Raw genomic sequence first — 18,075 nt, forward strand, 5'->3', positions numbered from 1 at the left:
TTGACCTGCCGCAGCGCGACGCACCACCGCGGCGCGCTGTTACTAATAGCTTTCGGGGAAAAAACAATGACAATCCTCACACAACCGACAGCGGCCGCCGCGCCTGCTGTTGCGGCTGATCAGCGCCTGAACAGCCTGCTCCTGCGCAAATTGATGCCGCTGCTGGTCATCGTCTATGTAATGAGTTTTCTCGACCGTACCAACATCGCTCTGGCCAAGGCGAGCATGGGCGTTGACCTCGGCTTGTCGGCTGCTGCATACGGCCTGGGCGCAGGTCTGTTCTTCCTGACCTATGCCTTGGCCGAGGTGCCGAGCAACCTGATCATGCAACGGGTCGGCGCGCGCTTCTGGATTACCCGCATCATGATCACCTGGGGCCTGTTGTCTGCCGGTATGGCCTTCGTCGAGGGTGAGACTTCGTTCTACGTCATGCGCCTGCTGTTGGGCGTGGCCGAAGCGGGCCTGTTCCCTGGCGTCATGCTCTACCTGACCTACTGGTTCGACCGCGAGCAACGCGCCCGCGCCACGGGCTATTTCCTGCTCGGCGTGTGCCTGGCCAATATCCTCAGCGGGCCGCTGGGCGGTGCCTTGCTGGAGATGGACGGCGTGCTCGGCTGGCATGGCTGGCAGTGGCTGTTTGTTCTGGAGGGGCTGCCCGCGGTAGCACTGGCGTACGTGGTCTGGAAAAAGCTACCCGATGGGCCGAGCTCGGCGCCGTGGTTATCGGCCGCAGATGCGCAGGACATCGAGCGCCGGCTGGTGGCTGAACGGGCCGCAGCACCACAGCAGAGCAAGCTCTCGCAGATGTTTCGCGACAAGCAGATCTGGCTGGCGATCGCCGTGTACTTTGTGCACCAGATCACTATCTACACCGTGATCTTCTTCCTGCCCGGGATCATCGGCACTTACGGCGCACTGTCGCCCTTGCAAATTGGCCTGCTCACGTCGGTGCCGTGGATCGCTGCTGCAATCGGCGCGGCAACCTTGCCTCGCCTGGCTACTTCACCAAATCGTTGCCGCACGCTGCTGTTCTTCGGCCTGCTGACCATGGCCGCAGGGCTGCTGCTGGCTTCGGTAGCCAACTCGTTCGTTGGCCTGATCGGGTTCTCGCTGACGGCCCTGATGCTGTTCGTGGTGCAGTCGGTCATCTTCGTATTCCCGTCCAGCCGCTTGAGCGGCAATGCGCTGGCCGCCGGATTGGCATTTGTCACGACCTGCGGTTTGCTCGGGGGCTTTGTCGGTCCATCGGTGATGGGCTTGATCGAGCAGGCAACCGGCAGTACTCGCAATGGCTTGTGGGTCATTGCTTCGATGCTGGTTGTAGCTGCGCTGCTGAGCATGCGCTTGCGCCAGGGTCAGGAGCAATAACCGCCATTGGTCGGCGAACCACACCCTGCAAACGACCGCTACCGGCTCACCAAGCTCATAACTACTGAGGGTGGTGCAACGGCATCACCCCTCACTCCTGTGCTTGGCCTGCCTGCTGGCAGGCCTTTTTTATTCAGCCGAGGGAATGATCATGCGCGAGCAACTGACGATGGGTGGCGGCAGTGTTGAAGACGACTGGCCAGAACTGGTTCCGGACCGCCCCGATGGGCAAGCAGACGACCCGGATGCCGACCCCAACCTGACTGACCCGGACGAGCGCCCTGGCGTCCCCGCCAGTGATCCGCAATCAGGCGCCTGACCTGGCCGTACATATCCAGCAGACAAAACAAAGCCGCTCCCTTTCAGGAGCGGCTTTGTTCAGACAGCCCGACAGCAACTGGTGCCTACCGCTGGTTCAGGCAGTAGGCAGCATCGACTGGTTGGCACCGGGGCTGGAGGCAGGTTTGCTACCCGATGGCCTCCAGCTTACTTCACTGATCCCATATCGTTCAGCCATGGGTCTGCTGACCTTGCGAATCTTTTCACGACCAAACTTGGGAATGATACCAATACCGGCGTCACAACTAGCCCAGTGCCAAGCCTCGGCGTTATCCATCCGATCCAGCCGGATGATGAAGCTGCGCGTTTCACCGTGCAGCTTGTAATCGACGATATAAAGCTCTGGGGTAGGCATCGCAGGGGGCCTCCTCTTCTCCATGGATGACAACTAGTGGAACCGGCGTGATCACGAAGATTCAAATTTTTGTCGAACAATGCACATCAACGGTTAGCTACGCCTTCAACTACGCTCAGGCGCCGGCTGGATCAAGCTGAAGAATCAGCCCGAACCCACCCAGCAAAACCCAGAAAACCAGGAACAACCACGGTGTGCGGATCGAAAACAGCAGCGATTTGCGGTAACCGCGATGGGTCGACTCGGACTCGCTGAACAACGGCCAGTCGTCATACGCAAAGCCCATGCTCGGCTCGTTGTTGAGCAAGTGACTTTGCTTGAAGTGCCAGTGGTCAATGATGTTGTACGACGCGCGAATGCCTGGCCAGGCGTTGAGGGAGCTGATAATGCCCAGCAAGGCCAGGAATGCCGGCACAACCAAGGTGAACAGCCTGCCCCAGCTTGGATTGCCGTTTGCCATGCACGACGCATAGGCAATCACCAGAAATGACTGCGCCGACAGATAGGCATCGGTACGGTTGGCAAGGATGGTGGTCTCGAACTGAATTTCTCGGCGATAGAACTCCAACCGCTCGCGGGGGGTTTCGAATGTTACCCCCTGCGGCGGCGGAGCGAGATCCTCGCTGGTGACCGATGTGATGATGCGTTCTGTCATTACTACTCCTCTTAGCTGCTCGTGACGGGTCCAAGGCGTCCATTGGTTACCGGGTCTGTGGCAACGCCTGGGGTCAGTACGACCTTGCGGCAGCGTTCTTGCTGTTCATCGAACATCTCATAGCCGCGCACCGCATCTTCCAGGCTGAGGCGATGGGTGATGATTGCTTCGGGATTGAGCCGTCCTGCTTCGATGTGTTCGAGCAGTTCAGGCAGGAAACGTTGGACGTGGGTTTGGCCCATCTTGAAGGTCAGGCCTTTGTCGAATGCGTCACCGAACAAGAACCCATGAATGAAACCGGCATATACGCCGGGCACGCTGACTACGCCTCCGCGGCGCACTGCTGCCATACACTGGCGCAGCGCCTTGCCGTTGCTGCCTTCAAGCTTCAGCGCAGTCAACACCGATTCAGCGGTGCTGCCCTTAGCCTCGAAGCCCACGGCATCAATGGCCGCGTCAACACCGCGCATCCCGGCGGTCTGGCGGATGATGGTGTCCGCAGGGTCGTCGTCATGATCGAAATCAATCGGAATCACGCCGTAGGCGCGCTGGGCGTAGTCAAGTCGATAGGCATGCTTGTCGACCATGAAGATCTGCTCGACCCCGAGCATGCGCGCGCACGCGGCGCTCAACAGGCCTACCGGCCCTGCGCCATAAATAGCCAGGGAGGAGCCTTGGCCGACTCCGGCATTGGTTACAGCCTGCCAGGCGGTTGGGAGGATGTCCGACAGAAACAGGACTTTGTCATCACTCAGCGTGCCTGGCACCTTGAATGGTCCGACATTGGCCTTGGGCACCCTTACATATTCGGCCTGGCCGCCAGGAATACCGCCATACAGGTGGCTATAGCCGAACAACGCTGCACCAGAGGGGATCAGCTTCTTGTTGAGGATCGCCCCACGTCCGGTATTGGTCGTCTCACAAGCGGCAAACAGGTCATTCTGGCAAAAAAAGCAGCTGCCGCAGGCGATCACGAACGGGATGACAACACGATCTCCACGATGAACCGCGGTGACTTCGCTGCCCACGTCTTCAACAATCCCCATGAATTCATGGCCAAGAATATCGCCCTCTTCGAGCGCAGGAATCCTGCCGTGATACAGATGCAGATCGGAGCCACAGATGGCAGTGGCGGTTACTCGCAGCAGAATGTCGTCCTTCTCTTGAATGCCAGGATCAGCAACAGTATCAACCCGGACATCTCCAGCGCCGTGAAAGGTCAATGCGCGCATATTTGTCGCCTCCAAGTGCAGCTGCTTAGTAGTTACGAGCCGGCCCAAATGGGATCGGCTCCATCAACATTCGCTGCGACTGACCAGCGGCGCCAAATACCGCCCTGCAAGATTTCAGGCGTGAACGCTCCATTGAACCGAATCGATACTGATCGGCAGCTCATCGATAGTGTGGATCAGGCCGCCCGCTATTGCCTCCTCAGCATTCAAGATGCGTGGTTTAGCCAGCAAGTAGTGCTCTATATCCAATGGTTGTTCAGCGCCAGCCGTGCGCTCCGCGACTATTTGCGCGTAGAACTGCAAGTCGTAATCAAGGCTCATGGCGTACTCGGACATACGTGCGTGATCGACTGAGCCGTGCAGCGTCCAGTGGAATGGGTGAAACAGGAACTTGCTCATGCGACAGGCCGTGCGCTGTTCGCCCGCCAAAAACAGGATATTACCCATCGATTCGACGGTGCCGAGGTTGTGCGTATGCACCAGTACCGGCAACGAGCGCAGAAAATTGTACAGCGTAAAACCGTAACTGCAGTCACCGCCCATGGTGGCGATGTTCAACTGAAGGGTTTGCGCGCCTTGGTTGAGCGCTCGCGAACAGGTGTTGATCAGGTTACCGCAGGTCGAAGAAGTGATCGGGCCGGTGAAGTGAATGATGTGAAGGGCCATGCGTGCCTCCGGAGGTGGCGGGCATTGGATGCCGGTGCATATACCAAGGTGGAATCGTCGTATGGGGCAAAGTTCAAAATGCTTGGGGCCGCACCGAAACAAAGCGCCCACTGGTCAACCCACGCTGAACCCTGAAGCTCACGCAGCGGTCGCAGTAAAAGACTGATTCTGCACAAGGACTCCACCGTGAGCGACATTCGCATCGGCATATCCGGGTGGCGTTATGGCCCCTGGCGCAAGGACTTCTACCCGGAAGGCCTGCGCCAGAAGGATGAACTCGCGTTTGCATCACGAGCAGTCAACAGCATTGAAATCAACGGCTCTTTCTACGCGCTGCAAACCCCGGAACGATATGCGCAATGGCGCGATGAAACACCAGACGACTTCATTTTCTCGGTCAAGGCGCCGCGCTATATCACCCATACCCGCCGGCTCAAGGACATCGAAGAGCCGCTGGCGAATTTTTTCGCCTCCGGTCCACTGATGCTGGGTGACAAGCTCGGCCCGATGCTGTGGCAGTTCCCGGCCACGATGAAGTTCGATGAAGTACGCTTCAAGGATTTCTTCGAGCAACTCCCTCGCGATCGCCGGGCCGCCTGCCGCTGTGCCGAACAGTGCGCAGAACGCCTGCGCGGAAATGGCGCGACCGCCATCACCGGCAATGCCCCCTTGCGCCACGCCATCGAGATCCGTCACGAGAGCTTCCTCTGCGCCGCCTTCATCAAACTGCTGCGCAAACACAACATTGCCCTGGTAGTCGCCGACAGCGCCGGCAAATGGCCGTATGTCGAAGACGTGACCGCTGATTTTGTCTACATGCGCCTGCACGGCGATGTCGAGCTCTACAGCAGCGGCTATACCGCACGCGCCCTGCGCCGCTGGCGCCAGCGCATCGAAGCCTGGAGCCAAGGTGGCCAAGCCGAAGATGCCCATCTGGTGGTGCCCGGCGCACCGCGCAAGCGTGCCCAGCGCGACATTTACTGCTACTTCGACAACGACCAGAAAGTCCATGCCCCTTATGACGCACGGCGTCTGTTATCCAAGCTCAAGCTCGATGGCGAACTGGTCACCGAGCCTGGCGTCGAACCGCAGGTGGATCTATGAACCAACCGCTACACGAAGCGCGCTGCAGCGTCGGCAGCGTTACGGCCGTGCATGGCCTTAACGTGCTGACGATCAACGTGCACAAAGGGTTTACCTTCTTCAATCGGCGCTTCATCTTGCCCGAGCTGCGCGAAGCGGTACGCAGCACCGGCGCCGACCTGGTGTTTCTGCAAGAAGTACATGGCACTCATCTGCAACATGCCGAGCGCCATCCGACCTGGCCAACCACGTCGCAATACGAGTTTCTCGCCGACAGCATGTGGTCGCAGTTCGCCTACGGGCGCAACGCGGTGTACCCCCATGGCGACCACGGCAACGCGTTGCTGTCCAAATTCCCCATCGTCGAGCACCGCAATCTGGATGTCTCGATCGACGGTAACGAAGAGCGCGGCCTACTCCACTGCCGCCTGCAGGTACCCGGGCACGATCAGGTACATGCGGTGTGTGTCCATCTGGGCCTGCGTGAGGCTCACCGGCAACGCCAGGTGCAGCTGTTGCTGGAATTGCTCGACAGCTTGCCGGCCAAGGCGCCGGTGATTGTCGCCGGCGACTTCAACGACTGGCGCCTCAAGGCCGACAGCGTGCTCAGCGAGCATCTGGTCGAGGCCTTTGGCGACCGTTTCGGCATGCCGGCACGCAGCTTCCCGGCACGCCTGCCGCTGCTGCGGCTGGACCGTATCTACCTGCGCAATGCCTCGCCGCGCTCGGCGCAGGTGCTGTCCAAATACCCATGGTCGCATCTGTCCGACCATGCCCCCTTGGCCGCGGAGATCAGCCTATGACGTTATCCTGGACTGAAGGCAACACTGTGCAGTTGCTGATCAATGGCGAGGAGTTCTACCCCCGTGTCTTCGAAGCAATGGGTGAAGCGCAGGAGGAAATCCTGCTCGAGACGTTCATCATCTTCGACGACAAGGTCGGCCAGCAGCTGCAGCGGGTGCTGATCGAGGCTGCCCAGCGTGGCGTGCGGGTCGAGCTGGTGGCTGACGGCTACGGCACCGGCGAGCTGCCCGATGCGTTCATCGCAGCAATGACCGAAGCGGGTGTGCGCTTCCACGCCTTCGATCCGCAGCCGAAAGTGGCTGGTATGCGCACCAACCTGTTCCATCGCCTGCACCGCAAGATCGTGGTCATCGATGGTGAGCGGGCGTTTATCGGCGGGATCAATTACAGCGCCGATCACCTGGGCGACTTCGGGCCGATGGCCAAGCAGGATTACGCGGTGGAGGTCACCGGTCCCGTGGTCGCCCAGGTGCACGCTTCGAGCATCAGGCTGATGAAGCCGGTGCTGGCCGAACCCAGGCGGGTCAAGCCGGTCACCGAGCCGGCGGGGTCGGTACGCGCGGTGCTGGTCGAACGTGACAACCGCAAGCACCGCAACGATATCGAAGAGCAGTATCTGCAGGCTATACGCGGTGCGCGCAAGCGCATCATCATTGCCAATGCGTATTTCTTCCCGGGCTACAGATTGCTGCGCGAGCTACGCAATGCCTCTCGCCGCGGCATCGAAGTAACGCTCATTCTGCAAGGGCAACCGGACATGCGTTGGGTGCGCGCGCTGTCGCGGTTGCTCTACAACTACCTGCTGCGCGACAACGTACGGATTCACGAATACTGCCAACGCCCGTTGCACGGCAAGGTTGCTCTGGTCGATGACGAATGGTCGACAGTCGGCTCGAGCAACCTCGACCCGCTGAGCCTGGCGTTCAATCTGGAAGCCAACCTGCTGATCAAGGACCGTGCGTTCAACCAGCAACTGTACGAGCACCTTAGCCAACTGGCTGGCAATCACTGCAAGGCCGTCACCCTTGAGCGGATGATTCGAGGCTACTGGTGGCGAGCGCCATTGATTTTTGCCGGCTTCCACCTCACCCGCTACTTCCCGCGGATTGCCGGGGTGCTGCCAGCCCATCGGCAACGCCTGAAATCGCTGCAACCTGAAGTCAGCACCCAAGGTGAACTGCGTGAGGGCAATACCTGATGGAACGGAAAACCTGGCTCACCTGGGGCAAGCGCCTGTTCACCGTGCTGTTCATGCTGATGATCCCGGTATTGCTGTACTACCTGGCGCGCAACCTCGATTGGAATGAAGTCCGTCAGTCGCTGCTGGCCTACAAGCCTGGCACGTTGATCGTTGGCCTCGGCCTGGCCTTGTGCAGTTATCTGGTATTCGCCAGCTACGATCTGCTGGGGCGCGCCTACACCGGGCACAAGCTGCCTGCTCGGCAGGTACTGCCGGTGGCCTTCGTCTGCTATGCGTTCAACCTCAACTTCACCACCTGGGTCGGCGGCGTCGCACTGCGCTACCGCCTGTACGGGCGTCTGGGCCTGGATAACGCCACCATCACCCGCATCCTCACTTTGGGGCTGTTGACCAACTGGATGGGCTACCTGCTGCTGGCCGGCAGCGTGTTTGCCATGCGCCTGGTCAAGCTGCCTGAGAGCTGGTCGGTGGGTGCCACCGGGCTGCAGCTGATCGGTGTGCTGATGATCGCCGTGTCGGTCGGCTACGTACTGGCCTGTGGTTACGCCAAACGCCGCACCTGGCATATCCGCAAGCACGAGATCACCCTGCCCTCGCTGCGCCTGGCGCTGTGTCAGGTTGCCTTGGGCGCCAGCAACTGGGCGCTGATGGCAGTGCTGATCTATTGGCTGCTGCCGGGTGATCTGTTCTATCCGTCCATTCTCGGTGTACTGCTGATCAGCTGTGTGGCGGGCGTGGTGGCGCACATCCCGGCCGGGCTTGGCGTGCTGGAAACGGTGTTCCTGGCCCTGCTGCAAGGCCAACTCAGCCAGGGCAGCCTGGTCGCCGGACTCCTCGGTTATCGCACCCTGTACTACCTGATACCGCTGGTTCTGGCGGTGATCGCTTATCTGATTCTGGAGAAACGCGCCAAGGCCCTGCGCCAGCAGGACAAGGCGCAATTGCACAAAACCTGAGCGTCAACAAAAGCGGCCGACCGTAAAGGCCAAGGCCCGGGAGACAAACCATGTGTATCCGTGCCTTGCTTTTACTGGGCGCATGCCTGGCCAGCAGTCACGTGCTGGCTGAGGCCTGCGACGTCGTCACCCGCTCCTCCAGCGAGGCGGTCAAGCCTGTCGAAGGCCACACCTGCTACAGCTACAGCAACATGCCCGCCGAGGCCATCGACTGGTCGTGCAGCAACGAGAGCAAGGAGATGCTCAGCACCGACAAGCGCAAGGTCGCGAAATGCGCCGAAGGCAGTGTCGGTAGCTGTATTGCCCAGTTGACCCAGGAAACCCTGGCCAACCCCAAGTCGATGGGCCGCGATGAACCCGCCACGCGACCAGCCATCGCCAAGGACGCCCGGGTGATCACGTACTACTACGACACGCCAAGCCTGGGCCAGGCGCGCACGGATTGCGAACGCAGCAACGGCATCTGGCAGACCCACTAGAAGCTGCCGGACACAGGTCGGCCCCGGCATGGCTCGAAGCTGCTCAACCTGCAGCAGCCTCGAGCCCCACCGGGGCCGATTTCAGGACGGCTCAGGGCGAGATGGGATCGCTGGCCGGGAAAGTCTCATCAAGGGCGTTGTCGACATTGCTCTCGTTCGGCTGCGCAGTCTCGCCGCATTTGCAGTCGCCCATGCGGCAAGGTTCGCCATTACGGTGACCGCTGGCGCAGGCTTCGCAGCAGTAGCCCTTGCCGTCTTGCAGGAGGGTGTTGGCGTTGATCGTGCAGGCGCAGTCAAGGCATGCACAGCGTAGTTCAGTCATGATTCGCGGCTCCGGTTGGATGCTTCATCGTCTACAGGTGACACCTCATCGGTCCATGGCTCGCCATCCAGCGGCGCAGAGCGCGCCAGCTCGGCTTCGTCGAGGCCAACGCCGCCGCCAATCTCCTCGGCGTCCACTTCACGCAAGACCTGGTCGGCCGGGTCGCCACCATCACCTGGCTCGTGCGGGTCGCGCGCACCGGTCTGATCGAACAGAGTGTCTGGGCTCAGGTCGTCGAGTGTCACGTTGTCTTCGTGCAGACTCTCGGTCAGTGTCTCGCCACCGGTCATGCCGCTCTCGGCCACGCGTTCTGGCGGGAAGTCATGTTCGACTTCAGCCAGTGAACGTTCGTCGCCGGCCCTGCCTTGGCGCTCATCGTCGCGGTCGCTGAAGTCCAGCTCGTGCACACTGCCCATCCGATCCTGAATATCGTCGATCTCGGCAGGGGTGCGGGTTTTCGGGTCGTTAGGCTGAGCCATGTGCGCTCTCCATCAGGTGGGTTCATAAAGTCGACCACCCCGGTTCGCAGATGACTCAAATTTGTTTATCGGGTGCAGATCAAACCTTCAGCGCCGTTGATATCCACCCGCTCGTCACAAATGGAACTCCCTGCGCCGCCCTCGCCTCCCAACTTCAGAGAGCCTGGAGTTTGAACAGGAGCCCGAGATGAGCGAACCCCTGCAGGAATACCAACGTAAACGCGATTTCAACGCCACCCCCGAGCCCGCCGGCAAGCCACGCCGCAGTAAAAAGCCACAGGCATTGCAGTACTGCATCCAGAAACACGATGCCAGCCACCTGCACTACGACTTCCGCCTGGAACTGGACGGCACCCTGAAGAGCTGGGCAATCCCCAAAGGCCCTTCACTGGACCCAAAAGTGCGCCGGCTCGCTGTCCACGTCGAAGACCATCCGCTGGATTACGCCGAATTCGAAGGCAATATCCCCGACGGCCACTATGGCGCCGGCGACGTGATTGTCTGGGACCGTGGCGTGTGGGAACCCGAAGGTGACGCACATGCAGCCTACGCCAAGGGCAAGCTGCGCTTTCGCCTGCAGGGCGAAAAACTCTCAGGCGTGTGGAACCTGTTTCGTACGCGTCTGGTAGGCAAGAAAGAACAATGGATGCTGGTCAAATCGCATGACGGCGACGCCCGTAGTGAAGACGAATACAGCATCGTCGAGGCCCTGCCTGACAGCGTGATCAGTGACCGCACACTGGCGCCCCGCAAAGCAGCCAAGGCGCCCGCCAAAGCGGCCAGGAAGTCACCTGCCGCTGCCAAGCGCAGCGCCAGTAAAACCAAAGCAGAGCTACCTGAAAAACTCCAGCCCCAGCTGGCCACCCTTGTCGATGCCGCCCCTGCTGGCGACTGGCGCTACGAGGTCAAGTTCGACGGCTACCGCATCCTCGCGCGGATCGACGGCGATGATGTACGCCTGTTTACCCGCAATGGCCACGACTGGAGCGCGAAGATGCCCCACCAGGTCGAGGCCCTGCGTGCGCTCAAGCTAAAGCAGGCCTGGCTCGATGGTGAAATGGTGGTTGCCAACGAACAGGGCGCTGCAGACTTCCAGGCATTGCAGAATGCCTTCGACACGCAGAACGACGAGCAGATTACCTATTACCTGTTCGACCTATTGTTCCTGGGTGGCGAAGACCTGCGTCAGGTGCCGCTGCAAGATCGCCGTGAGGCGTTGCGCCAGTTGCTTGAGCACAACGAACGTGACTGCCTCAAGTACTCGGCCGACTTTGACGAGCCGGTCGAATCGCTGCTGCAGAGTGCCTGCAACCTGGAACTTGAAGGGCTGATCGGCAAGCGAGCCGACAGTGTCTATTCAGGCCGACGCAGCAATGACTGGATCAAGCTCAAGTGTCAGCTACGCCAAGAGTTCGTGATCGTCGGCTACACCGACCCCAAAGGCAGCCGCAGCGGTTTTGGCGCCTTGCTGCTGGCCCTGCACGACAAGCCCAGCGGTGAGCTGCGCTATGCCGGCAAGGTGGGCACCGGCTTTACCGCAACGACGTTGGCCAGTATCCATGCACGCCTGAAACCTCTCGAAGTCGCCAAGCCGGCGCTCGCCAAACCTCCGACCGGCGCAGATGCGCGGGGCGTGCATTGGCTCAAACCGAAACTGCTGGCGGAAATCGCCTACGCGCAGATCACCCGCGACGGCAGTGTGCGCCATGCGGTTTTCCACGGTCTGCGTGACGACAAACCGGCCAAGGCCATCGACCTGGAGCGTGCCATGCCCAAAGCCGCCGTTGCTAAAAAATCCGCTAACAAACCCAGCGATGAAGAAAACCTGGGTGAACTGCGCCTGACTCACCCCGACCGGGTGATCGACGCCAGCAGCGGCGCCACCAAGCGCCAGGTGGCCGAGTACTACGCCGCAGTCGCCGACTGGCTAATGCCACAACTCAAGGACCGCCCTGTGGCACTGGTGCGCGCACCGGATGGACTGGAAGGCGAACTGTTCTTCCAGAAAAACGCCGGCCAGCTGCACCTGCCCGGTGTGCTTGGCTACGACAAGGCCGAGGCTGGCCAGGCGGCCATGGTCATCAACAGGCCTGAAACCTTGCTTGGCGCGGTACAGATGAACACGCTCGAGCTGCACACCTGGAACGCCACCGACAAGGACTTCGACAAGCCAGACCGCTTCGTGCTCGATCTCGACCCAGACCCCGCCCTGCCCTGGAAAGCAATGCTGGAAGCGACCCAGCTGACCCTGACCCTGCTCGATGAGCTGGGTCTCAAGGTGTTTCTCAAGACCAGCGGCGGCAAGGGCATCCACGTTGTAGTACCGCTGACCCGCCGCGCCGGCTGGGACGAGGTCAAGGACTTCAGCCATGCTCTGGTCAACTACCTGGCCAAGCTGTTCCCCGAGCGGCTGAGCGCCGTGTCCGGCCCAAAGAATCGCGTCGGGCGGATCTTTATCGACTACCTGCGCAATGGCAAGGGCGCTACCACTGCCTGCGCCTACAGCCTGCGCGCACGCGAAGGTCTGCCGGTGTCGGTACCGATCTGGCGTGAGGAGCTGAGCGAACTCAAAGGTGCCAACCAATGGACGATCAACAACCTCCACGAGCGTTTGGCTGAGGTTGAAGATCCGTGGGCCGATATGGCCAAGACGCGCCAGTCAATTACCGCTGGCATGCGCAAGAAGATGGGGCTCAAGTGATGGTGGACTGGATCGACCTTTTGCAGTGGCCGGCCATGCTGCTTACCGTGATTGCCGCCTGGTGCATCGGCTCACGCCGACCGCATCGGCGCCGGATGGGTTTCTGCTGCTTTATCAGCAGTAATCTGTTGTGGGTGATCTGGGGCTGGTCCATCGAGGCCTGGGCATTGATTGCCCTGCAGTTCTGCCTGGGGGCAATGAACCTGCGCGGCTGGAAGAAAAACCTGCAGGCCGAAATGAGTCACTGACCGTACAAGGGGTTGCCGCGCAACCCCTCTTCGGCGCGCCTCAGGAGGCTTTACGTGTGCGCTTCGCGGGTTTCTTTTCCGTAGCCTTGGCAGGCTCGGGCGCTTTCTTCTTGGCGGCACCGGGCTTGCCCCCGAGGCTGCGTTTGAGCAACTCGGTAAGGTCGATGATATCTGCGCTTTTCTCGCCCTTGCCGCCCTCGGCCTTCTCCACCACGGCGATCTTGCCCTTGCTGGCCTTCTCTTCGACCAGGTCCATGATCGTCTGCCGGAACGCATCATGATATTCGTCCGGCGTCCACGGCCCGCTCATGTCTTCAACCAGGCGCTTGGCCATGTCCAGTTCGCGTTTGTCGACCTTGATGTCGGTGACGCTCTTGTCCAGCTCCAGGGTATCCAGGCCGCGCACCTCTTCAGGCCAGCGCAGAGTGATCATGACCAGTGCATCATCCAGCGGCCGTATCAGCGCCAGGTGCTGGCGGGTATGCAGGACTACCGTGGCCAGGGCCACCTTGCCGGTGCTTTCCAGGGTTTCGCGCAGCAGCGCGTAGACCTTGCCACCGCGCTTGTCAGGGCTCAGGTAGTACGGGGTATCAAAGTGCTGCAGGGGAATATCGCCGGCCTCGACAAACGAAAAGATATCGATGGTCTGGGTGGCCTCAGGGCGCGCCTTGCGGATTTCGTCTTCGCTGATCACCACATATTGGCCTTTCTGGTACTCCACGCCTTTGACGATGTTGTCCTTGTCGATTTCCTTGCCGGTGACTTTATTGATGCGCTTGTAGCCGACTGGCTCCATGCTGCGTTTGTCGAGCCAGTCGAAATCGACCCGCTCGGTACGCACGGCGGTGTTGAGTGAAACGGGGATATGCACGAGGCCAAAACTGATCGCGCCTTTCCAGATTGCCCGGGCCATGGTCAGCTCCTGAAATTGCTAGGGTTGCTCTGCTGGAATGGCCGTAACGTTTTTAGCTGCATTCCAGGTCGGTATTGCCGGGGGCGCTGCGCGCCCCTTTCGCGACACAAGGCCGCTCCTACAGGAATCTGCGCAAAACCCACTGTAGGAGCGGCCTTGTGTCGCGATGGGCTGCAAAGCAGCCCTCACTTTACTGACTGTCCGGCGCGATTAAGGTTTGATCGGGATGCTGCACGGCCTGGATCAACGCTCTGAACCAATCCTCAAGACCAGGCGTCAATCGCAAAAGACACTCAAGGTGCCCCGTCATGCCACAAGCTCAAGTCCAGGCTGTACTCGATTATCTGAAGCAGCAACACCTGCTGCTGACCACTGCCGAGTCCTGCACCGCAGGGCGCATGGTTGCGTTGCTGGCCGAAAGCCCAGGCACCGGCGAGGTGCTCGAGAGCGGCTATGTGGTGTACTCGCCTGAAGCGAAAAAACGCCTGCTGGGGGTGAGCGATATCACCATCGAGCGCTATGGATTGACCAGTGAGGCGGTAGCTTGGGAGATGGCGATGGGTGCCCTGCGCGACAGCACAGCTACCGTTGCAATCGCCACCACCGGAGTTGCCGGGCCGGAGAGCGCCGACGGCATAGCACCGGGAACGCTGTGCTTTGCCTGGGCCTTCGCCGGCGAGCCGCTGGCGGTTTTCACCCGGACCCAGCGCTTTTTCGGAACGCGCACCGAGGTGCTGCAACAAGGTGCGCTGTATGGATTGACGCGCTTGAGCCACTACCACCAACGCTGGTTACGCGGCGAGCGGGCTTGATCAAAATCGGCTCACGGCTGAGTAAGGTTGAGGTTACTGTGCGGCCAGGCGCCTTGACCTTCTGCGACGACCATATCAACCACCTCGCGCAGCCCCTGGCGCTTATCTCGCCCGGCCAATCTCGCATGTTCGAGGCATTCCTGCTGCCGATCAGCACTGGTGCCCTCAGTCAAAATGCGCTGCGCCTGCATGAATGCCCGCTCGGCATCGACCGAGTCAGGCGGGTGCTGCCCGCGCAGCTGCGCCAGCCAACCCAGGGCGGATACCGGCTGTTGCTGTTCAAGCCCGATGAACTGCCCATGGCGACCATGGCGCATGGCTCGCCAGTAGTTCTCTTGGGTAATCCAGTGTGTTTCGCGACTGGCCGGCGCCGGAGCGTAATGAGGCATGACGCAACACTCCACCAGATGACGAAACAAACCCGCAACGCACAGCGCATCTTCCAGCCGAGGGCAACCATCACTGATACGCAGTTCCACCGTGGCAAAGCGCTGGGATGGCCGCAGCGCCCACCAGAAGGCGCCATCGACGGCCAGTGAGCCGGTCCGCTGCAGCAATCCGCGATAGCGCTGATACGCCGTCCAGTCTGCGAGCGGCTCAGGTAGGCCCATATGAGGCCACTCGCCGCAAATCGCCCGGCGGTAGCTCATGTAGCCGGTGTTCTCCCCACTCCACAGCGGTGAAGAGGTGCTCAGCAGCAGGAACATCGGCAACCAGTACACCACCTGATTGATCAGCTGAATGCGATCGCAGCCAGGAGGTACGCCTACGTGCACATGCAGGCCCGAGAGCAGACTGCGCCGCGCCACGTGCTGGTAATCATCGAATAATTGCCAGTGTCGCGGAGTGGTCCTCGGACGCTGGCGTTGCCACTGCGCGCTGGGGTGACTGCCAGCACAATAAAGGGCAACGCCCTCCTCGGCCAACGCCTCGTTCAGGCGCTGGCGGCTGTCACCGAAAAACTGCTGGGCCTGGCGTATATGATCGAATATCGGCGAGGCAACTTCGATCTGGCAGCGGAACATTTCTTCGGCAAAATATTGCCCCATGACTTCGCGGCATAGGTTACCCACAATTGGCGAAGGTGCAGCCAGCACCTTGCCGGTGGCAGTTTCTACCAGCAGGTATTCTTCTTCGATGCCGAAGGTACAAGGCTTGAACATACGCTCATCCGATTCGGGTGACGCTTAACGCAACTGCAGCAATCCGCTCGACCTGCTCATAACCTGGCTCACTCAGCTGTTCGCCGAACACATCCGGATCAAGCTCGCGGTAGACCCAACTCCAGCGTGGCCCGGCCAGCAGAGCACGGGCGGCTTCAAGCAATGGGTCACGGCCCTCGATCATGGCCACTCCGGTATACAGCAGCAGCGTACCGCCGGGGCTCAGACGCTCACAGCCTTGTTCGATGATCTGCAACGACAACTGCGCGCCGAGTGAGCCGCCGCCATGGCGATACTGGCGCTGCTGGGTGTCGAGCATGTAAGGAGGATTGGCGACGATCAGGTCGAATGTGCCAGTGACGCCGTCGAGAATATTGCTGCGCTGGATCGAAACATTGGTCAAACCTGCCAGAGCGGCATTGACCGTGGTGTAACGCAGCGCCTGCGGGTTGATGTCCACCGCACTGACCTGAGCATGCTGGGCGGCCTTGGCAATCAGCAGCGCGCCGACCCCGCTGCCGCAGCCAATATCAACCGCATGCTGCACTGGCGTTGTGCAGCGCTGTAAATGCTCGTGGATGACTTGGGCAAATCGGTAACTGTCCGGGCCGAAGAACACTGCATCGCTGGCCTCGGTCGGATAGGCCGAATGCACCAGTAGCAGATCTTCCAAACTCGACCAACGCACCTTGCTGCGCAGCGCCTCGCCCTGCTCGTCCAATACCTGGGCCTCGGCCAATTGCTGCAGTTGGTCTGCCGACAACAGCCCCGCAGTAAATGGCCTGCTCCAGCCAAAAACGTCGCGCAGTGTGCAAGCGCGCTGGGCCTCGGGTCGCGCATTGTTGCGCGCATGAGTCGCCGGGCTGACGCAGATGAACCGATAGCCGTCAGCACGCAGACGCTTGCCTAATTGCAACAAGGCTTCATCAGCCTGAGTCTGTTCTTCGCTGGCTGGAATCAATGAGCGTCCTCCTGGATAAGCCCGGTAGCGCGAATGTACGCGCGGGTAGCTTCCAACCCCGCCGGCAAGGCATGCCGATTACCCGCCATACGTGCAATGAGCGTTTCCAACGGTGCAGTCGAAGGCTTATGCGCGTTGCTTGGCGCGTCGAGCTGCAGCCCGGCCTCCCAGCTTCCGGGGGCAACGCGGCGAATTCTCGGGCCTTGCCAGTCGGCGCTGATCCAGTCATACCAGAGCTGCTTTTCATAGGCACTGAACACGCCGAACATAGGTGCAGTGGGGCCCTCCATGACGCGCCAGAAGCGGCTCTCGGCGGGATCCTTCCCGCGCACAACCCATTTTTGCGCTTGCAGCGCATCGAGGAAGTCGGCCATGCCGTCAGGTTCAGCCAGCCATTGATTGATGGTGCGGCCCTGCAGGCGGCAATGGTCGGAATGCATGAACTGGCCGAACAGACGCTTGCGTTCAAGCGAGCTGATCAGTTCCTGTTCAAGATCGAAGCTGGCGATAAGCGCTGTGGCGGATTCGCCGAGTTCGTTCAGCCGATAACCCTGACGAACCCGTTGATAGTAGACCCCTGCGTCGCTTTCCGGCAGCAATTGCAGCAGCGCCTGAATCGATTTGTGCGCGTGGCCGGTGGCAGCATTATCGATGGTCACGTGCAGCTGGAAATAGTGACCGTCGATGCCCAGTTCTGCCAGCTCATAGGTGGTGATCAACAGGTGCAGCGGCGGTTGCTCATAACCAAGGTTGTAGCCAATGGCCTCGGCCTCGAAGGCATCGCCGTGTGCGCCGAGTGCCAGTTGAACAGCACCTTGCAGATAACGCTCATCGGCAAGCGGCAGCAACTCCAGGCAGCCAAGGCGGCTGAGCAGGCGCTGATAGATCAACACGTGGTTGCAACGCGGGTCGCCGTCGCCCAGTTCTTCCAAAAAGGTACGGATGAGACCGTGGTAGCGCGGGTCCTGCCAGTGCTGCAAAAAGCCATGCAGCCAGGCACCATCGACCGCTTTGGTCGGAGCCACTTGCTGGATGTACCACAGCGCCTGGGCGCGGTTGGTAAAAAGACGGCGTGGCCCGCCTTCGCGGCGCTGGGTCAGATAAGTCGCAAACTCCGCAGCCACCTGAGCAGTATGGCGCACCGCCCAGTCGCTTAACTGAGCAGGTGTGGCCGGCAGATCATCGGCCAACTGATCGGCGCGCTTGAGCTGTTTGGCAAGCCATTGCGCGCTGTCGACGCTATGGCCGTGCAGGAGTGCCTGGTAGCGCTGTTCGAAGCTGTCTTGCGTGGCCAAGGCCGGAACCATGGGGGCGGCCTTGCGGGTCATCACCGTCATG

General features: G+C 60.6%; 20 protein-coding genes. 10 read left to right on the forward strand and 10 right to left on the reverse strand.

The window, feature by feature from the left end:
- Positions 1–66: 66 nt before the first annotated feature.
- Positions 67–1,368 (forward strand): MFS transporter, encoded by a 1,302-nt coding sequence (locus tag ACQZ2L_RS08095; RefSeq protein ID WP_430325570.1) that lies wholly within the window; start codon positions 67–69, stop codon positions 1,366–1,368.
- A 151-nt stretch (positions 1,369–1,519) separates the two neighbouring features.
- Positions 1,520–1,687, forward strand: coding sequence for a hypothetical protein (locus tag ACQZ2L_RS08100; protein ID WP_430325731.1), 168 nt, complete (start codon positions 1,520–1,522; stop codon positions 1,685–1,687).
- A 96-nt stretch (positions 1,688–1,783) separates the two neighbouring features.
- Here the strand turns inward: ACQZ2L_RS08100 and ACQZ2L_RS08105 are convergent, their stop codons facing one another.
- The 4 genes from ACQZ2L_RS08105 to ACQZ2L_RS08120 all read right to left on the reverse strand — a co-directional run bounded on the left by ACQZ2L_RS08105 (position 1,784) and on the right by ACQZ2L_RS08120 (position 4,615).
- A complete protein-coding gene (locus tag ACQZ2L_RS08105) occupies positions 1,784–2,062 on the reverse strand; it encodes a DUF6555 family protein (RefSeq protein WP_430325571.1) in 279 nt (92 codons plus the stop codon).
- Positions 2,063–2,177: 115 nt separating this feature from the next.
- Positions 2,178–2,717, reverse strand: a complete 540-nt coding sequence (locus ACQZ2L_RS08110) for a hypothetical protein (RefSeq protein ID WP_430325572.1) — start codon at positions 2,715–2,717, stop codon at positions 2,178–2,180.
- Positions 2,718–2,728: 11 nt separating this feature from the next.
- The gene (locus ACQZ2L_RS08115; protein ID WP_430325723.1) at positions 2,729–3,949 is read right to left on the reverse strand and encodes a zinc-dependent alcohol dehydrogenase; all 1,221 of its coding nucleotides are present in this window, start codon (positions 3,947–3,949) and stop codon (positions 2,729–2,731) included.
- Positions 3,950–4,063: 114 nt separating this feature from the next.
- Positions 4,064–4,615, reverse strand: coding sequence for an ATP-dependent Clp protease proteolytic subunit (locus ACQZ2L_RS08120; RefSeq protein ID WP_430325573.1), 552 nt, complete (start codon positions 4,613–4,615; stop codon positions 4,064–4,066).
- A 186-nt stretch (positions 4,616–4,801) separates the two neighbouring features.
- On the opposite strand from ACQZ2L_RS08120, the gene ACQZ2L_RS08125 reads away from it, so the two are divergent.
- From ACQZ2L_RS08125 to ACQZ2L_RS08145, 5 genes are read left to right on the forward strand one after another with little or no spacing between them, the layout of a single operon-like run.
- Positions 4,802–5,719, forward strand: a complete 918-nt coding sequence (locus ACQZ2L_RS08125) for a DUF72 domain-containing protein (protein ID WP_430325574.1) — start codon at positions 4,802–4,804, stop codon at positions 5,717–5,719.
- Positions 5,716–6,501: an endonuclease/exonuclease/phosphatase family protein gene (locus ACQZ2L_RS08130; protein WP_430325575.1), complete on the forward strand. Its 786-nt coding sequence runs from the start codon at positions 5,716–5,718 to the stop codon at positions 6,499–6,501. The genes ACQZ2L_RS08125 and ACQZ2L_RS08130 overlap by 4 nt, the downstream gene beginning before the upstream one ends.
- Positions 6,498–7,700, forward strand: coding sequence for a cardiolipin synthase ClsB (clsB, locus tag ACQZ2L_RS08135; protein ID WP_430325576.1), 1,203 nt, complete (start codon positions 6,498–6,500; stop codon positions 7,698–7,700). The genes ACQZ2L_RS08130 and clsB overlap by 4 nt, the downstream gene beginning before the upstream one ends.
- Positions 7,700–8,659 carry a lysylphosphatidylglycerol synthase domain-containing protein gene (locus ACQZ2L_RS08140; RefSeq protein ID WP_430325577.1) on the forward strand — a complete coding sequence of 320 codons (960 nt, stop codon included), beginning with the start codon at positions 7,700–7,702 and terminating at the stop codon, positions 8,657–8,659. Before clsB ends, ACQZ2L_RS08140 begins: the two co-directional genes overlap by 1 nt.
- Before the next feature lie 50 nt (positions 8,660–8,709).
- Entirely contained in the window at positions 8,710–9,138 is a 429-nt protein-coding gene (locus ACQZ2L_RS08145) for a hypothetical protein (RefSeq protein ID WP_430325578.1), read from the forward strand.
- A 91-nt stretch (positions 9,139–9,229) separates the two neighbouring features.
- Here ACQZ2L_RS08145 and ACQZ2L_RS08150 read toward each other — a convergent pair whose 3' ends face one another.
- Both ACQZ2L_RS08150 and ACQZ2L_RS08155 read right to left on the reverse strand, forming a co-directional pair.
- A complete protein-coding gene (locus ACQZ2L_RS08150) occupies positions 9,230–9,460 on the reverse strand; it encodes a metallothionein (protein WP_103437316.1) in 231 nt (76 codons plus the stop codon).
- Positions 9,457–9,939 carry a phosphotransferase system, HPr-related protein gene (locus ACQZ2L_RS08155; protein WP_430325579.1) on the reverse strand — a complete coding sequence of 161 codons (483 nt, stop codon included), beginning with the start codon at positions 9,937–9,939 and terminating at the stop codon, positions 9,457–9,459. The genes ACQZ2L_RS08150 and ACQZ2L_RS08155 overlap by 4 nt, the downstream gene beginning before the upstream one ends.
- A 187-nt stretch (positions 9,940–10,126) precedes the next feature.
- Here ACQZ2L_RS08155 and ligD point away from each other — a divergent pair, with 187 nt between their 5' ends.
- Both ligD and ACQZ2L_RS08165 read left to right on the forward strand, forming a co-directional pair.
- Positions 10,127–12,640 (forward strand): DNA ligase D, encoded by a 2,514-nt coding sequence (gene ligD / locus ACQZ2L_RS08160; RefSeq protein ID WP_430325580.1) that lies wholly within the window; start codon positions 10,127–10,129, stop codon positions 12,638–12,640.
- Positions 12,640–12,888 (forward strand): hypothetical protein, encoded by a 249-nt coding sequence (locus ACQZ2L_RS08165; protein ID WP_101319435.1) that lies wholly within the window; start codon positions 12,640–12,642, stop codon positions 12,886–12,888. Before ligD ends, ACQZ2L_RS08165 begins: the two co-directional genes overlap by 1 nt.
- Positions 12,889–12,928: 40 nt before the next feature.
- On the opposite strand, the gene ACQZ2L_RS08170 is transcribed toward ACQZ2L_RS08165, so the two are convergent.
- The gene (locus ACQZ2L_RS08170; RefSeq protein ID WP_430325581.1) at positions 12,929–13,801 is read right to left on the reverse strand and encodes a Ku protein; all 873 of its coding nucleotides are present in this window, start codon (positions 13,799–13,801) and stop codon (positions 12,929–12,931) included.
- A 308-nt stretch (positions 13,802–14,109) separates the two neighbouring features.
- On the opposite strand from ACQZ2L_RS08170, the gene ACQZ2L_RS08175 reads away from it, so the two are divergent.
- Positions 14,110–14,613 carry a CinA family protein gene (locus tag ACQZ2L_RS08175; protein WP_181106284.1) on the forward strand — a complete coding sequence of 168 codons (504 nt, stop codon included), beginning with the start codon at positions 14,110–14,112 and terminating at the stop codon, positions 14,611–14,613.
- 11 nt (positions 14,614–14,624) lie between these two features.
- Here ACQZ2L_RS08175 and ACQZ2L_RS08180 read toward each other — a convergent pair whose 3' ends face one another.
- The 3 genes from ACQZ2L_RS08180 to ACQZ2L_RS08190 are packed head-to-tail and all read right to left on the reverse strand — an operon-like array spanning position 14,625 to position 18,074.
- Complete coding sequence (locus ACQZ2L_RS08180; protein WP_430325582.1) at positions 14,625–15,776, reverse strand: carboxylate-amine ligase; 1,152 nt, start codon at positions 15,774–15,776, stop codon at positions 14,625–14,627.
- A gap of 4 nt (positions 15,777–15,780) precedes the next feature.
- On the reverse strand, positions 15,781–16,734 hold the full coding sequence (locus tag ACQZ2L_RS08185) for a methyltransferase (protein ID WP_430325724.1): 954 nt from the start codon (positions 16,732–16,734) through the stop codon (positions 15,781–15,783).
- Positions 16,734–18,074, reverse strand: coding sequence for an iron-containing redox enzyme family protein (locus ACQZ2L_RS08190; RefSeq protein ID WP_430325583.1), 1,341 nt, complete (start codon positions 18,072–18,074; stop codon positions 16,734–16,736). The genes ACQZ2L_RS08185 and ACQZ2L_RS08190 overlap by 1 nt, the downstream gene beginning before the upstream one ends.
- Position 18,075 lies beyond the last annotated feature (1 nt).

This window comes from Pseudomonas shirazensis (assembly GCF_050496565.1).
Lineage (GTDB): Bacteria > Pseudomonadota > Gammaproteobacteria > Pseudomonadales > Pseudomonadaceae > Aquipseudomonas > Aquipseudomonas shirazensis_A.

Bases quoted from the DNA above. Each gene is read 5' to 3' on its own strand.
- ACQZ2L_RS08145 (WP_430325578.1), top strand. From the start codon at position 8,710: ATGTGTATCCGTGCCTTGCTTTTACTGGGCGCATGCCTGGCCAGCAGT.
- ACQZ2L_RS08165 (WP_101319435.1), top strand. From the start codon at position 12,640: ATGGTGGACTGGATCGACCTTTTGCAGTGGCCGGCCATGCTGCTTACC.
- ACQZ2L_RS08155 (WP_430325579.1), bottom strand. From the start codon at position 9,939: ATGGCTCAGCCTAACGACCCGAAAACCCGCACCCCTGCCGAGATCGAC.
- ACQZ2L_RS08140 (WP_430325577.1), top strand. From the start codon at position 7,700: ATGGAACGGAAAACCTGGCTCACCTGGGGCAAGCGCCTGTTCACCGTG.
- ACQZ2L_RS08130 (WP_430325575.1), top strand. From the start codon at position 5,716: ATGAACCAACCGCTACACGAAGCGCGCTGCAGCGTCGGCAGCGTTACG.
- ACQZ2L_RS08190 (WP_430325583.1), bottom strand. From the start codon at position 18,074: ATGACGGTGATGACCCGCAAGGCCGCCCCCATGGTTCCGGCCTTGGCC.
- ligD (WP_430325580.1), top strand. From the start codon at position 10,127: ATGAGCGAACCCCTGCAGGAATACCAACGTAAACGCGATTTCAACGCC.
- ACQZ2L_RS08175 (WP_181106284.1), top strand. From the start codon at position 14,110: ATGCCACAAGCTCAAGTCCAGGCTGTACTCGATTATCTGAAGCAGCAA.
- ACQZ2L_RS08100 (WP_430325731.1), top strand. From the start codon at position 1,520: ATGCGCGAGCAACTGACGATGGGTGGCGGCAGTGTTGAAGACGACTGG.
- ACQZ2L_RS08115 (WP_430325723.1), bottom strand. From the start codon at position 3,949: ATGCGCGCATTGACCTTTCACGGCGCTGGAGATGTCCGGGTTGATACT.
- ACQZ2L_RS08120 (WP_430325573.1), bottom strand. From the start codon at position 4,615: ATGGCCCTTCACATCATTCACTTCACCGGCCCGATCACTTCTTCGACC.
- ACQZ2L_RS08180 (WP_430325582.1), bottom strand. From the start codon at position 15,776: ATGTTCAAGCCTTGTACCTTCGGCATCGAAGAAGAATACCTGCTGGTA.
- ACQZ2L_RS08150 (WP_103437316.1), bottom strand. From the start codon at position 9,460: ATGACTGAACTACGCTGTGCATGCCTTGACTGCGCCTGCACGATCAAC.
- ACQZ2L_RS08105 (WP_430325571.1), bottom strand. From the start codon at position 2,062: ATGCCTACCCCAGAGCTTTATATCGTCGATTACAAGCTGCACGGTGAA.
- ACQZ2L_RS08110 (WP_430325572.1), bottom strand. From the start codon at position 2,717: ATGACAGAACGCATCATCACATCGGTCACCAGCGAGGATCTCGCTCCG.
- ACQZ2L_RS08170 (WP_430325581.1), bottom strand. From the start codon at position 13,801: ATGGCCCGGGCAATCTGGAAAGGCGCGATCAGTTTTGGCCTCGTGCAT.
- ACQZ2L_RS08095 (WP_430325570.1), top strand. From the start codon at position 67: ATGACAATCCTCACACAACCGACAGCGGCCGCCGCGCCTGCTGTTGCG.
- clsB (WP_430325576.1), top strand. From the start codon at position 6,498: ATGACGTTATCCTGGACTGAAGGCAACACTGTGCAGTTGCTGATCAAT.